This window comes from Mycobacterium sp. E136 (assembly GCF_001666865.1).
Taxonomy (GTDB): Bacteria; Actinomycetota; Actinomycetes; order Mycobacteriales; family Mycobacteriaceae; genus Mycobacterium.
In genome coordinates this window covers 37,771-51,447 of sequence record NZ_LZJE01000243.1, presented here as the reverse complement: position 1 = coordinate 51,447, position 13,677 = coordinate 37,771, and the positions used below count along the sequence as shown (strand labels likewise).

General features: G+C 67.9%; 12 protein-coding genes. 6 read left to right on the top strand and 6 right to left on the bottom strand.

The window, feature by feature from the left end:
• The 4 genes from sufC to A5698_RS16135 all read right to left on the bottom strand — a co-directional run.
• Positions 1-700 (bottom strand): Fe-S cluster assembly ATPase SufC (gene sufC / locus A5698_RS16150; protein ID WP_068298821.1); only part of this gene is annotated, 700 nt, incomplete at its 3' end.
• Complete coding sequence (sufD, locus tag A5698_RS16145; RefSeq protein WP_068298818.1) at positions 697-1,896, bottom strand: Fe-S cluster assembly protein SufD; 1,200 nt, start codon at positions 1,894-1,896, stop codon at positions 697-699. The genes sufC and sufD, both read right to left, overlap by 4 nt.
• Positions 1,896-3,341, bottom strand: a complete 1,446-nt coding sequence (gene sufB, locus A5698_RS16140; RefSeq protein WP_068298816.1) for a Fe-S cluster assembly protein SufB — start codon at positions 3,339-3,341, stop codon at positions 1,896-1,898. The genes sufD and sufB overlap by 1 nt, the downstream gene beginning before the upstream one ends.
• The gene (locus tag A5698_RS16135; RefSeq protein ID WP_068298813.1) at positions 3,338-4,054 is read right to left on the bottom strand and encodes a helix-turn-helix transcriptional regulator; all 717 of its coding nucleotides are present in this window, start codon (positions 4,052-4,054) and stop codon (positions 3,338-3,340) included. Before A5698_RS16135 ends, sufB begins: the two co-directional genes overlap by 4 nt.
• A gap of 70 nt (positions 4,055-4,124) precedes the next feature.
• Between A5698_RS16135 and mptB the strand changes: the two genes are divergently transcribed.
• The 4 genes from mptB to A5698_RS16115 all read left to right on the top strand — a co-directional run bounded on the left by mptB (position 4,125) and on the right by A5698_RS16115 (position 8,556).
• Positions 4,125-5,840 carry a polyprenol phosphomannose-dependent alpha 1,6 mannosyltransferase MptB gene (mptB, locus tag A5698_RS16130; protein ID WP_156670779.1) on the top strand — a complete coding sequence of 572 codons (1,716 nt, stop codon included), beginning with the start codon at positions 4,125-4,127 and terminating at the stop codon, positions 5,838-5,840.
• A 35-nt stretch (positions 5,841-5,875) separates the two neighbouring features.
• Positions 5,876-6,784 (top strand): ABC transporter ATP-binding protein, encoded by a 909-nt coding sequence (locus A5698_RS16125; protein WP_067085815.1) that lies wholly within the window; start codon positions 5,876-5,878, stop codon positions 6,782-6,784.
• Positions 6,781-7,557 carry an ABC transporter permease gene (locus tag A5698_RS16120; RefSeq protein WP_068298810.1) on the top strand — a complete coding sequence of 259 codons (777 nt, stop codon included), beginning with the start codon at positions 6,781-6,783 and terminating at the stop codon, positions 7,555-7,557. Before A5698_RS16125 ends, A5698_RS16120 begins: the two co-directional genes overlap by 4 nt.
• Positions 7,558-7,626: 69 nt before the next feature.
• The gene (locus A5698_RS16115) at positions 7,627-8,556 is read left to right on the top strand and encodes a COX15/CtaA family protein (RefSeq protein ID WP_197506798.1); all 930 of its coding nucleotides are present in this window, start codon (positions 7,627-7,629) and stop codon (positions 8,554-8,556) included.
• Here A5698_RS16115 and A5698_RS16110 read toward each other — a convergent pair.
• Entirely contained in the window at positions 8,506-9,447 is a 942-nt protein-coding gene (locus A5698_RS16110) for an ATP-grasp domain-containing protein (protein WP_068298803.1), read from the bottom strand. The genes A5698_RS16115 and A5698_RS16110 overlap by 51 nt on opposite strands.
• A gap of 18 nt (positions 9,448-9,465) precedes the next feature.
• Between A5698_RS16110 and A5698_RS16105 the strand changes: the two genes are divergently transcribed.
• Complete coding sequence (locus A5698_RS16105; RefSeq protein WP_068298801.1) at positions 9,466-10,437, top strand: quinone oxidoreductase family protein; 972 nt, start codon at positions 9,466-9,468, stop codon at positions 10,435-10,437.
• Positions 10,438-10,443: 6 nt separating this feature from the next.
• Here A5698_RS16105 and A5698_RS16100 read toward each other — a convergent pair whose 3' ends face one another.
• Positions 10,444-11,355, bottom strand: coding sequence for a heme o synthase (locus tag A5698_RS16100; RefSeq protein ID WP_082963867.1), 912 nt, complete (start codon positions 11,353-11,355; stop codon positions 10,444-10,446).
• Between the two features lie 230 nt (positions 11,356-11,585).
• Between A5698_RS16100 and tkt the strand changes: the two genes are divergently transcribed.
• Positions 11,586-13,676 (top strand): transketolase, encoded by a 2,091-nt coding sequence (tkt, locus tag A5698_RS16095; protein WP_068298795.1) that lies wholly within the window; start codon positions 11,586-11,588, stop codon positions 13,674-13,676.
• Position 13,677: the final 1 nt, after the last annotated feature.

The following is a 13,677-nucleotide window of genomic DNA, read 5'->3' as shown; positions in this document are numbered from 1 at the left end:
GGCCACCGGAGGTGACGATGCGGCCGTCGACGAACACGTGCACGAACTGCGGCTGGATGTAACGCAGGATGCGGGTGTAGTGGGTGATCAACAGCACGCCGCCGTTCTCGCTCTCGGCGTACCGGTTGACACCCTCGCTGACCACCCGCAGCGCGTCGACGTCCAGGCCGGAGTCGGTCTCGTCGAGGATCGCGATCTTCGGCTTGAGCAGGGCCAGCTGCAGGATCTCGTGGCGCTTCTTCTCACCACCCGAGAAGCCCTCATTGACACTGCGTTCGGAGAAGGACGCGTCGATGTCGAGGTCGGTCATCGCGGACTTGACCTCTTTGACCCAGTGCCGCAGCTTCGGCGCCTCACCACGCACGGCTGTCGCGGCGGTGCGCAGGAAGTTCGACATCGAGACGCCGGGCACCTCGACCGGGTACTGCATCGCGAGGAACAGGCCCGCGCGGGCGCGCTCGTCGATGCTCATCTCCAGCACATCCTGCCCGTCGAGCGTGATCGAACCGGACGTCACCGTGTACTTGGGGTGACCGGCGATCGCGTAGGACAGCGTCGACTTGCCGGAACCGTTCGGCCCCATCACCGCGTGGGTCTCCCCCGACTTCACGGTCAGGTCGACACCCTTGAGGATCGGGATCTCGGTCTGCTCGGGAGTCTGCACCGAGACGTGCAGGCCTTTGATTTCCAGTGTGGTCATGATTGGGCTGTTCTCGATTCCGTGATCGCTAGTTCTCGTTCAATTGCTTCGGTCAGGCGCTCGCGCACCGCGGGCACGGCGATCTTGGCGATGATCTCGTTGAAGAATCCGCGCACCACCAGGCGTCGCGCCTGATCCTCGGGGATTCCGCGGGCCCGCAGATAGAACAACTGCTCGTCGTCGAAACGTCCGGTGGCACTTGCGTGCCCGGCGCCGACGATCTCGCCCGTCTCGATTTCGAGGTTGGGCACCGAGTCGGCGCGCGCGCCGTCGGTGAGCAGCAGGTTGCGGTTCACCTCGAACGTGTCGGTGCCGGTGGCCTCCGCACGGATCAGCACGTCGCCGACCCACACCGTGTGCGCATCCGGCCGGTTGGACTCCGGATCACCCTGCAGCGCACCCTTGTACAGCACGTCGGACTTGCAGTTCGGGTGGGCGTGGTCGACCAGCAACCGCGACTCGAAGTGCTGACCGTCGTCGGCGAAGTAGGTGCCGAGCAGTTTGGCGTCGCCGCCGGGCGCGGTGAAGCGCACCGTCGCCGCCGTCCGGACCACGTCCCCGCCGAGCGTCACGTTGACGTGCCCCAGCACCGCGTCCTTGCCCAGACGCGCGTGATGCGCGCTGACGTGCACCATGTCGTCGGCCCAGTCGGCGATCCAGATCACGCCGAGACCGGCCGAGTCGCCGACGATGATCTCGACGTTGTCGGCGTAGGTCCCGCTGCCGCGCAGGTCCACGACGACGATCGCGCGCGAGAGTTCCTCGACGCGGATCTGCAGATGCCCGTAGGCCACCGCGTCCTCGCCCGGGCCGGTGATGTCGATCTCGATCGGTTCGGCGATCTCTGTGTCGCGGGCGACCGTGACGATCGTCGCGCTGTCGAACGACGAATACGCCTGCGCGGCAACGCGGTCAGCGGGCACACCGCCTTGGCCGAGCCGCTCGTCGTCACGCCCGACTGTTTCCACGGTGACTCCGGGGCGTTCACTCACGGCGATCGTCGCGCTACCCGAGGCGACCGCGGAGCCGTCGTGCAGACCGCGCAGGCGCTTCAACGGCGTGAACCGCCAGATCTCGTCGCGACCGCCGGGCACCTCGAAGGCGTTCACGTCGAAGGAGGTGAAGATCTCGCCCTTGTTGAGTGCCGACCCGGCCGGTGTCCCCTCGATCGCAGTGGTTAATTCCGACGACGCCACTAGCCCACCGCGCCTTCCATCTGCAGCTCGATCAGCCGGTTGAGCTCCAGCGCGTACTCCATCGGAAGCTCCTTGGCGATCGGCTCGACGAAGCCACGCACCACCATCGCCATCGCCTCGTCCTCGGTCAGGCCGCGGCTCATCAGGTAGAACAGCTGATCCTCGCTGACCTTCGACACGGTGGCCTCATGGCCCATCGTCACGTCGTCCTCGCGGATGTCGACGTACGGGTAGGTGTCGGAGCGGCTGATCGTATCGACAAGCAGCGCATCGCATTTCACGCTCGAGCGTGATCCGTGCGCGCCCTTGTTGACCTGGACCAGGCCACGGTACGAGGCACGACCGCCGCCACGGGCGACGGACTTGGACACGATGTTGCTCGACGTGTTGGGCGCCAGGTGCAGCATCTTGGCGCCGGTGTCCTGGTGCTGGCCCTCGCCGGCGAACGCCACCGAGAGCACCTCGCCGCGGGCGTACTCACCGGTCATCCACACCGCGGGGTACTTCATCGTGACCTTGGAGCCGATGTTGCCGTCGACCCACTCCATGGTCGCGCCGGCCTCGGCCCGGGCGCGCTTGGTGACCAGGTTGTAGACGTTGCTCGACCAGTTCTGGATGGTCGTGTACCGGCAGCGCCCGCCCGCCTTGACGATGATCTCCACGACCGCCGAGTGCAGCGAGTCGCTCTTGTAGATCGGCGCCGTGCAGCCCTCGACGTAGTGCACATAGGCACCCTCGTCGACGATGATCAGCGTTCGTTCGAACTGGCCCATGTTCTCGGTGTTGATCCGGAAGTAGGCCTGCAGCGGGATGTCGACGTGCACGCCGGGCGGCACGTAGATGAACGAGCCACCCGACCACACGGCGGTGTTCAGCGCGGAGAACTTGTTGTCGCCGGCCGGGATCACCGTGCCGAAGTACTGCTTGAAAATCTCCGGATGCTCGCGCAGCGCGGTGTCCGTGTCGAGGAAGATGACGCCTTGAGCCTCCAGGTCCTCGCGGATCTGGTGGTAGACGACCTCGGACTCGTACTGAGCCGCGACACCGGAAACCAGGCGCTGCTTCTCCGCCTCGGGGATGCCCAGCTTGTCGTAGGTGTTGCGGATGTCCTCGGGCAGGTCGTCCCACGTGGCGGCCTGCTTCTCCGTCGACCGCACGAAGTACTTGATGTTGTCGAAGTCGATGCCCTCGAGGTTGGAGCCCCAGTTCGGCATCGGCTTCTTATCGAAGGTGCGCAGCGCCTTCAGCCGGATGTCGAGCATCCACTGCGGCTCGTTCTTCTTCGCGGAGATGTCTCGAACCACCGCCTCCGACAGCCCGCGCTGCGCGCTGGCGCCCGCGACGTCGGAGTCCACCCAGCCGTAGCCGTAGCGGCTCAGCGAAGCAATTGCCTCGTCCTGGCTGAGCGGCTCGCCTACCTTGTGGACCTCGGGTGTCGTCGTCATCTCGACGCTCCTTGCTTGTTAGTGGGGGCTGATTGGGCTGAAGCACTGATCTTTTCGACCAGCGGTACGTGCGTCGTGCAGGCGAAGTCGCCGTTGACGATCGTGGCGAGCCTCTGCACGTGAGTTCCCAGAATCTCGGCGAAGGCCTCCCGCTCGGTCTCGCACAACTCGGGGAACTCCTCCGCGACGTGTGAGACCGGACAGTGATGTTGACACAGCTGGATTCCGTGGATGGATCCGGCAGGTGTCACCGATGTCACAGTCGTCGCGTAGCCGGCCTTGGTCAGCGCGTCGGCGACCCGGTCGGCCTTAGATGCAACGTCATCGGGGCCTTCGGTTACTCCCGCCAGGATTCCGTCGATCCGGCGGCGCGCGAATGTCCGCACGGCGTCGTCACCGCCGATCTCGCGCAGTTGGCGGAGAGCCGCCACGGCCAGATCGTCGTAGGCGTGGCCGAGCTTGGCGCGCCCCGCCGCGGTGAGGCGGTAACGCTTCGCCGGCCTGCCCCGGCCGGTGTGCTGCCAGGCCGCCGCGGCGCTGGCCTGCGCCTCTCCGGCCTCCATCAACGCGTCGAGGTGACGACGCACGCCCGCGGCCGAGATTCCGAGCTGTTCGCCGATCTCACCGGCGGTGATGGGTCCGGATTCGAGCAGCAATTGCACGATCGCCCCACGGGTGTGGCGATCGGCTCCCGCCTCCGGACTGAATTTCACAACACTATTGTGACGGAATTCGGAAAGTGGTGTAAAGCAAGGGCACCCTTAGCGTGACAAGAGCCATAACATGGGCGGTTACGCTGCTGAGGTGGCAGCCCGCCTCCCCTCCTTCAGCACGTCGATCGCCCGTTGGCACGCCGACGAACGCCCCGTGGGCTCGCCCCTCAACGATGCCGAAGTCATCGCGCTGCGCCGGACGCGGCTCTTCGGGGCGACCGGCACCGTCCTGATGGCGATCGGCGCCCTGGGAGTCGGGGCCAGGCCGGTCGTGCAGGATCCGACGTTCGGTGTGCGGCTGCTCAACCTTCCATCGCGCATACAGACGGTGTCGTTGACCATGACCACCACAGGCGCGGTCATGATGGCGCTGGCCTGGCTGATGCTGGGGCGGTTCGCGCTCGGTGACCGGCGGATGTCGCGTAGTCAGCTGGACCGGCTGCTGTGGCTGTGGGTGTTGCCGCTGCTCCTCGCACCGCCCATGTACAGCCGCGACGTGTACTCCTACCTCGCGCAAAGCGAGATCGGCATCAAGGGTTTGGATCCGTACCGGGTCGGCCCGGCCACCGGCCTGGGCCTGGACCACGTGTTCACCCTCTCGGTGCCCAACATGTGGCGCGAGACGCCAGCACCGTACGGGCCGCTGTTCCTGTGGATCGGCCAGGGCATCTCCGCGCTGACCGGCGAGAACATCGTGGCCGCGGTGTTGTGTCACCGGCTGGTCGTGCTGCTCGGTGTGGGGTTGATCGTCTGGGCGACGCCGCGACTCGCGCGCCGCTGCGGTGTTGCCGAGGTGAGCGCGCTGTGGCTGGGCGCAGCCAACCCGCTGCTGATCATGCATCTGGTCGGTGGCATCCACAACGAGGCCCTGATGCTGGGCCTGATGCTGGCGGGCACCGAGTTCGCGCTGCGCGGCGTCAGCAAAATTTCAGCCGCCACCCCGCTCCTTCCCAGACCGTTGTCCTGGCCCCACGACCGCGAGCAGTGGGCGCGATGGTGGCCCCTGGCGATGCTGTTGGTCGGCGTGGTCTTGATCACCCTGTCCTCGCAGGTCAAGCTGCCGTCGCTGCTGGCGCTCGGCTTCGTGGCGATGGCGCTGGCCTGCCGGTGGGGCGGGACCGTCAAGGCGTTCTTCTTGGCGGTCGGGTCGCTGACGGCCGTATCCGTCGTGGTGATGGCGCTGATCGGATGGGCCAGCGGCCTCGGGTTCGGCTGGCTCAACACGCTGGGCACCGCGAACGTCGTGCGCAGTTGGATGTCGCTGCCGACCCTGTTGGCGCTGGGCACCGGGCAGGTCGGCATCCTGCTGGGGCTGGGCGACCACACCACCGCCGTGCTGGGCCTGACCCGTGCGATCGGCGTGTTCATCATCGCGATCCTGGTGACCTGGCTGTTGTTGTCGGTCCTGCGCGGGCGCCTGCATCCGGTGGGCGGGCTCGGCGTCGCGCTCGGCGTGACCGTGCTGCTGTTCCCGGTGGTCCAGCCCTGGTACGTGCTGTGGGCGGTGCTGCCGCTCGCGGCGTGGGCCACCCGGCCGGCGTTCCGCAGCACCACGATCGTCGTGACGCTGGCCGTCGGCATCTTCGGGCCGACCGCGAACGGCGACCGGTTCACGGTCTTCCAGATCCTGCTCGCGACCGCGGCGAGCACGGTCATCGTCGTCGCGCTCATCCTGCTGACCTACAACCGCTTGCCCTGGCGCAGCGTCACAAGCCCACCGCACGAGCAACCGCCGCCACCGCCGCCCCAACCGGTGCGGCCCGACGCCTACGCTGAGTCCCCGTGACCCACTCTGTATCCGGGGCGTCCCCGGCGGCCCCCGTGCGCCTGAGCGGAGTCACCAAGCGGTACGGGTCGACGGTCGCCGTCTCCGAACTCGATCTCGAGGTGCAGGCGGCCGAGGTCTTCGCGCTTCTCGGGCCGAACGGCGCAGGCAAGACCACGACCGTCGAGATGTGCGAAGGCTTCATCAGGCCCGACTCGGGAACCATCAGGATCCTCGGGCTAGACCCGTTCGGCGACAACGCCCGGTTGCGTGAACGCATCGGCGTCATGCTGCAGGGCGGCGGCGGATATCCGGCCGCCCGTGCAGGCGAGATGCTCAACCTCGTCGCCTCCTACGCGGCCAACCCGCTCGACCCCGCCTGGCTGATGGACACTCTCGGGCTGACCGAGGCGGCGCGTACGACGTACCGACGACTGTCCGGCGGCCAGCAGCAGCGGCTGGCGCTCGCGTGCGCAGTGGTCGGTCGCCCGGAGCTGGTGTTTCTCGACGAGCCCACCGCGGGCATGGACGCGCATGCGCGAATCGTGGTGTGGGAGTTGATCGATGGATTGCGGCGCGACGGCGTGACCGTGGTGCTGACGACCCATCAGCTCACCGAGGCCGAGGAGCTGGCCGACCGCATCATGATCATCGACCACGGCGTTCCGGTCGCCACCGGGACGCCCGAGGAGCTGATGCGCAGCGGCGCCGAGAACCAGCTGCGGTTCCGCGCCCCGCGCAAGCTCGACCTGTCGCTGCTCGTGTCCGCGTTGCCGGAGAGCTACAAGGCCACCGAGACCGCCCCAGGCGAATACCTGGTTGAGGGTGCGATCAACCCGCAGGTGCTGGCGACGGTGACGGCGTGGTGCGCACGTCTCGACGTCTTGGCCACCGACATGCGGGTCGAACAACGAAGCCTCGAGGACGTGTTCCTCGACCTGACCGGGCGGGAGTTGCGGTCGTGACGACGAATCGCTTTGCGCCGGGCACCTTCTCACCCGATCCGGGACCGGCCACGGTGCAGAAGATGCTCGCCGCGCAGTTCGGCCTGGAGCTGCGGCTGCTGCTGCGCAACGGCGAACAGCTGCTGCTGACGATGTTCATCCCGATCACGTTGCTGGTGGGGCTGACGCTTCTCCCCTTGGGCTCGTTCGGCGACAACCGCGCCGCCACTTTCGTCCCTGCGATCATGGCGCTGGCCGTGATCTCGACGGCCTTCACCGGGCAGGCGATCGCGGTGGCGTTCGACCGCCGCTACGGTGCGCTGAAACGGCTTGGCGCCACGGCGCTTCCGGTGTGGGGAATCATTGCGGGCAAGTCGCTGGCGGTGGTCGCGGTCGTCTTCCTGCAGTCGATCGTTCTGGGCGGCATCGGTTTCGCACTGGGCTGGCGCCCACACCTCGCGGGCCTGGCGCTCGGCGCGGCGATCATCGCGTTGGGCACAGCGGGTTTCGCCGCGCTGGGCCTACTGCTGGGCGGCACGCTTCGCGCCGAGATCGTGCTCGCGTTGGCCAACCTGCTGTGGTTCGTGTTCGCGGGGCTCGGCGCGCTGACGCTCGAGGGCGGCATGGTGCCGTCTGGGGCACAGTGGGTGGCCCGGCTGACGCCGTCGGGCGCCCTGACCGAGGCGCTGACCCAGGCGATGACGTTGTCAGTGGACTGGTTCGGCATCCTGGTGCTCGCGGTGTGGGGTGCCGTCGCCGCGTTGTGTGCGCTGCGCTGGTTCCGCTTCACGTAAGTAGCCCGCTACTACGGCTTGTAGTTGCGCTGCTCTACGATCGAGTGCGTGCGACGCGCCTTTCTGCGGCTGGTCGATCTCCTGCCGCTGCCCAGCCTGCGGGCTCAGCGCGTCATCGCCTTCCTCGTCATCCTGACTCAGGGCGGTATCGCGGTGACGGGCGCGATCGTTCGCGTCACCGCGTCGGGACTGGGTTGCCCGACGTGGCCGCAGTGCTTCCCGGGTAGCTTCACGCCGGTTCCGGTCGCCGAGGTGCCGGTCGTGCACCAGGCGGTCGAGTTCGGCAACCGCATGGTCACCTTCCTGGTCGTGCTCACCGCGGCGGCCGCGGTGCTGGCCGTGACCCGGGCCCGCCGCCGCCGCGAGGTGCTGATCTACGCGTGGTTGATGCCGGCGTCGACGGTGGTCCAGGCGGTCATCGGCGGCATCACGGTGCTGACCGGTCTGCTGTGGTGGACGGTCGCGGTCCACCTGCTGGCGTCGATGACCATGGTCTGGCTGTCGGTGCTGTTGTTCGTCAAGATCGGCGAGCCCGACGACGGGGTACCGGTCCGGCGGGCGCCGAAAGCGTTGCGGCAACTGGCCCTGCTCAGCGCCGTGGCGCTGTCCGCCGTGCTGGTGACGGGCACCCTGGTGACCGGCGCGGGCCCGCATGCCGGGGACAAGAGCGTCGACCGCACGATTCCGCGGCTGGAGGTCGAGATCACCACGCTGGTGCACACGCACTCGGCGCTGATGGTGTCCTACCTGTCGCTGCTGATCGGCCTCGGGTTCGGCCTGTTGGCCGTGCGCGCACTCCGTCCGGTGCTCCTGCGGCTCGGCGTTCTCGTCGTCCTGGTCGTGGCCCAGGGTCTGGTCGGCACGGTGCAGTTCTTCACCGGTGTGCCCGCCGCACTGGTGGCCGTGCACGTCGCGGGTGCCGCAGCCTGTACCGCCGCGACCGCCGCCCTATGGGCGTCGATGCGAGAGCGGGCCGAGCCCGAACCGGTCGAGAGCTGACTCCACGGCGACGACGAACGCGCGCTGCTGGCGTTCCCGTGTCGATTCGTCCAGTTGCATCCAGCCCAGCGACGGCTCGACGAGCTCGACCTCGAGCACCCGCGGATCGCTGCGCCCGCCGATGACGTCGACCCGCGCGTAGAGCAGCTCCTCGGTCGTCAGGTCCAGATGCGCTGAGGCTGCCGCCAACGCCGCGTGTCCGACGTCCCACACCTCGAAGTCGGGGTCCGCCGGGCTCAGCGTCTCCTGGGCGTAAGTGCCCGACGCGTCGAACCGCGGGGCCTGGCCGGGCTGCTGCAGAATCGGCCCCTTCGTGAAGGCGTGCGACTGTGCGCCGCCGATGAACACCAGCGCGGTCTCGCCGTCCTCGATGCGCGGGTCGTAGGGCTGCACCAGCACGGCGCGGCCCGCGTCCAGCAACCGGGCGGCGTGCCGCCGCGCGTCGTCGTGATCTGAAAAACGCAGCGTGTCAACCGATCCCACGCCGACGGTGGGTTTGACCACAACTCCGTCGCTGTTCGGCAGTCGCACCGTCTCCCCCGGTTCGAAGAATCGGCTCGGCACCGTCGGCACACCCGCCGCGGCCAGGTCGGCCAGATAGCGCTTGTCGGTGTTCCACGGCACCACGCGGGCCGGGTTGAGTAGATTGCGGACCCGCTGCGCCCATTCGAGGAACTCATCGAGCCGGTCGATGTAGTCCCACGTCGCCCGCAGGATCACCAGATCCGCGTCCAGCGTCGCGGGGTCGTCCCAGGACAACCAGCGTGCGTGCAACCCGTGCTTACCCAGCGCCGCGACCAGTCCGGCGTCGTCGCCGTCGCCCTCCGGCAGCGCCGGGCACCCAGCCAACACGATGCGCGGATGGAACAGGTTGGGCCGCGCGAGCTTCATAGTTGGCACGATAGAGCTATGCATGCCATCGAAGTCGCCGAGACCGGCGGACCCGAAGTCCTCACCTACGTCGAGAAGCCGCAACCGACTCCGGGCCCCGGCGAGGTGCTCATCAAGGCCGAAGCCATCGGCGTGAACTTCCTCGACACGTACTTCCGGTCCGGTCAGTACCCGCGGGAGACGCCGTTCGTCGTCGGCAACGAGGTGTGCGGCACCGTGGAGGCGGTCGGCGAAGATGTCGCCGCGTTGAAGGTCGGCGACCGCGTCGTCACCGCTCAGGCCAATGGAGCCTATGCCGAATACAGCGTCGCTCCAGCCGATTTCGTGGCCTACGTACCCGACGGCGTGAGCCCCGAGGCGGCTGCCGCATCTCTACTCAAGGGCATGACCGCGCATTACCTGATCAAGTCGCTGTACCCGGTGCAGCAGGGCGACTCGGTGCTGGTGCACGCGGGGGCGGGCGGCGTCGGGCTCATCCTCACCCAGTGGGCGACCAGCATGGCGGTGCGGGTGATCACCACGGTGTCGACGCCGGAGAAGGCCGAGTTGTCGCGCCAGGCGGGCGCGGTGCGGGTGCTCGACTACCCGACCGACGCCGCGGCGTTCGGCGCCGAGATCAAGGAGATGACGGAGGGTGGCGTCGCCGCCGTGTACGACGGCGTCGGGGCCGCCACCTTCGAGGCCAGCCTGGCCAGCCTGCGGGTGCGGGGCACGCTGGCGCTGTTCGGGGCGTCGAGCGGGCCGGTTCCGCCGTTCGACCCGCAGCGCCTCAACGCGGCGGGTTCGCTGTTCCTCACCCGGCCGACCCTGGTGCACTACACCCGCACGGCCGACGAATTCGCCTGGCGTGCGGGCGAACTTCTCGACGCGATCGCCCAGGGCTCGCTGACGATCACCGTCAGCGAGCGGTACCGCCTCGCCGACGCCGAACAGGCCCACCGGGACCTGCATGGACGCAAGACCGTCGGCTCGGTGGTGTTGGTGCCCTAGCAGCGGCTAGAAGACCGTGGGCAGCGCCAGCACGGAGTCGACGGCGAGGGCCAGGAACACGACGGCCAGGTAGTTGTTCGACTGCAGGAACAGCCGCAGCGGCTTGACCGCCTCGCCGCGGCGCACACCGTTGTAGAGCTGGTGCGCCATCACCAGGAACCATCCGCCCGCCAGCAGCGCCACGGAGGCGTACAGCCAGCCGGTGACGGGTGTGAGCGCCAGCGTCGCGGCGACCGTGAGCCACGTGTAGATCAGGATCTGCTTGGTGACCTGACGTTCGGTGGCGACGGCCGGCAGCATCGGGACGCCCGCGGCGCGGTAGTCCTCCTTGTAGCGCATCGCCAGCGCCCAGGTGTGCGGCGGCGTCCAGAAGAAGATGATCGCGAACATGACCACTGCGGGCCAGGCGATGGTTCCGGTGACCGCGGACCAGCCGATCATCACCGGCATGCAGCCGGCCGCGCCACCCCACACCACGTTCTGCGAGGTGCGGCGCTTGAGCAGCAGCGTGTAGACCAGCACGTAAAACGCGATCGTCGCGCCCGCGAGATGGGCCGACAGCATGTTCGTCGTCCACCACAGCCAGAAGAACGAACCGACGGACAGCGCCAGCCCGAAGATCAGCGCGTGGCTGCGCGGGACCGTGGCCCGCGCCAGCGGCCTGCGCTCGGTGCGCTTCATCACCTTGTCGATGTCGGCGTCGGCCACGCAGTTCAGCGCGTTCGCACCCGCCGCCGCCAATAGCCCGCCGACCAGGGTGTTCATGATGAGTAGCGGGTCGACGGAGCCGCGGCTGGCCAGCAGCATGGCCGGGATCGTCGTGACCAGAAGCAGTTCGATGACGCGCGGCTTGGTCAGTGAAACGTAACCGAGGAGGATGTCGCGGATCCGCGTCCGGAGCGGCCCCGACGACGACATCCGCTCCCCGCCGACGAGGTGGCCGTCGTCGCGAACTCTCACGCAGATACTCCTGTCGAAATCGTCCCAGCGCGGGCGCTTCTACTACAGACGATGGTAGACCGCAGGGCAACGCCGACCTAATCCCGCCCGGCATCTCGCGCCGAGCGGCCTGCATTGGACGACCATCCCGCACTAGGGTGGATGAACGTGCAGCTGAGAAGAGCTCTATGCCGACCAGGAGTGCGCCTGTGACCACACTCGAAGAAATTTCCGCGCTGACCCGCCCGAACCACCCCGACGATTGGACCGAGGTGGACTCGCTGGCGGTCGACACCGTCCGGGTGCTGGCGGCGGACGCGGTGCAGAAGGTCGGCAACGGCCACCCCGGAACCGCGATGAGCCTGGCCCCGTTGGCCTACACGCTCTTCCAGCGCCAGATGCGCCACGACCCGAGCGACGTGCACTGGCTCGGCCGGGACCGGTTCGTGCTGTCGTGCGGACACTCCAGCCTGACCCTCTACATCCAGCTGTATCTCGGTGGATTCGGGCTGGAGCTGAACGACATCGAGTCCCTGCGGACGTTCAAGTCCAAGACCCCCGGCCACCCGGAGTTCCGGCACACCAAGGGTGTCGAGATCACCACCGGCCCCCTCGGACAGGGCCTGGCATCGGCGGTCGGCATGGCGATGGCCTCGCGCTACGAGCGCGGCCTGTTCGACCCCGACACCCCCTGGGGCGAGAGCCCGTTCGACCACTACATCTACGTGATCGCCTCGGACGGCGACATCGAGGAGGGTGTCACCAGCGAGGCGTCGTCGCTGGCAGGCACCCAGCAGCTTGGCAACCTGATCGTCTTCTACGACAAGAACCAGATCTCGATCGAGCACGACACCAACATCGCGCTGTCGGAAGACGTCGCGGCCCGCTACCGCGCCTACGGCTGGCATGTGCAGGAGGTCGAGGGCGGTGAGAACGTCGTCGGTATCGAGCAGGCCATCGCCGAGGCGAAGAAGGTCACCGACAAGCCGTCATTCATCGCGCTGCGGACGATCATCGGATATCCCGCGCCGAACAAGATGAACACGGGCGGCGTGCACGGTTCGGCGCTCGGCGAGGAGGAGGTCGCGGCCACCAAGAAGATCCTCGGCTTCGACCCCGACAAGACCTTCGAGGTGCGCCCCGAGGTCATCGAGCACACCCGCAAGCTCGTGGAGCGCGGGAAGGAGGCACACGCCAAGTGGCAGACCGACTTCGACGCCTGGGCCGAGCGTGAGCCCGAGCGCAAAGAGCTGCTCGACCGACTGCTCGCCCAGAAGCTGCCCGACGGTTGGGATTCCGACCTGACCTACTGGGAGCCGGGCTCCAAGCCGCTGGCGACCCGCGCCGCGTTCGGTCAGGTGCTCAACGACATCGCACCCAAGCTGCCCGAATTGTGGGGTGGTTCAGCAGATCTCGCCGGCAGCAACAACACCACGATCAAGGGTGTGAAGTCGTTTGGCCCGCCGTCGATTTCAACGTCCGACTTCACGGCGGACTGGTACGGCCGGGTGCTGCACTTCGGTGTCCGCGAACACGCGATGGGCGCCATCCTGTCGGGCATCGTGCTGCACGGCCCGACCCGCGCGTTCGGCGGCACGTTCCTACAGTTCTCGGACTACATGCGGCCTTCGGTACGGCTCGCGTCGCTGATGGACATCGACACCATCTACATCTGGACGCACGACTCCATCGGCCTCGGCGAGGACGGCCCGACGCATCAGCCGATCGAGCATCTCGCTGCGCTGCGCGCGATTCCGAACCTGTCCGTGGTTCGCCCGGGTGACCCGAACGAAACCGCGTACGCCTGGCGCAGCATCATCGCCCGCGGCAACGGCAGCGGTCCGGTCGGCTTCATCCTGACGCGCCAGGGCATCCCGGTGCTGGAGGGCACCGACGCCGACGGCGTGGCGCGCGGCGGGTACGTGCTCGGCGGCGGCAACCCCGACGACGCCGACGTGATCATCATCGCCACGGGTTCGGAACTGCAGCTCGCGGTGGAGGCCAGGAAGCAGTTGGCGGAGAAGGACATCACGGCATACGTGGTGTCGATGCCGTGTGTGGAGTGGTTCGAGTCGCAGCCGCAGGAGTACCGCGATTCGGTTCTGCCGCCCCGTGTTTCGGCGCGTGTCGCGGTGGAGGCCGCCGTCGCGCAGAGCTGGTACAAGCTCGTCGGCGACACCGGGGAGATCGTCTCGATCGAGCACTACGGCGAGTCCGCCGACGACAAGACGTTGTTCCGCGAGTTCGGGTTCACCCCCGAGGCCGTGGTGGCCGCCGCGGAGCGATCGATAGACAACTAGT

Excerpts from the sequence above, each read along its gene's own strand:
- A5698_RS16100 (WP_082963867.1), bottom strand. The coding sequence starts at position 11,355 with ATGTCGTCGTCGGGGCCGCTCCGGACGCGGATCCGCGACATCCTCCTC.
- sufB (WP_068298816.1), bottom strand. The coding sequence starts at position 3,341 with ATGACGACGACACCCGAGGTCCACAAGGTAGGCGAGCCGCTCAGCCAG.
- A5698_RS16110 (WP_068298803.1), bottom strand. The coding sequence starts at position 9,447 with ATGAAGCTCGCGCGGCCCAACCTGTTCCATCCGCGCATCGTGTTGGCT.
- mptB (WP_156670779.1), top strand. The coding sequence starts at position 4,125 with ATGGGCGGTTACGCTGCTGAGGTGGCAGCCCGCCTCCCCTCCTTCAGC.
- A5698_RS16105 (WP_068298801.1), top strand. The coding sequence starts at position 9,466 with ATGCATGCCATCGAAGTCGCCGAGACCGGCGGACCCGAAGTCCTCACC.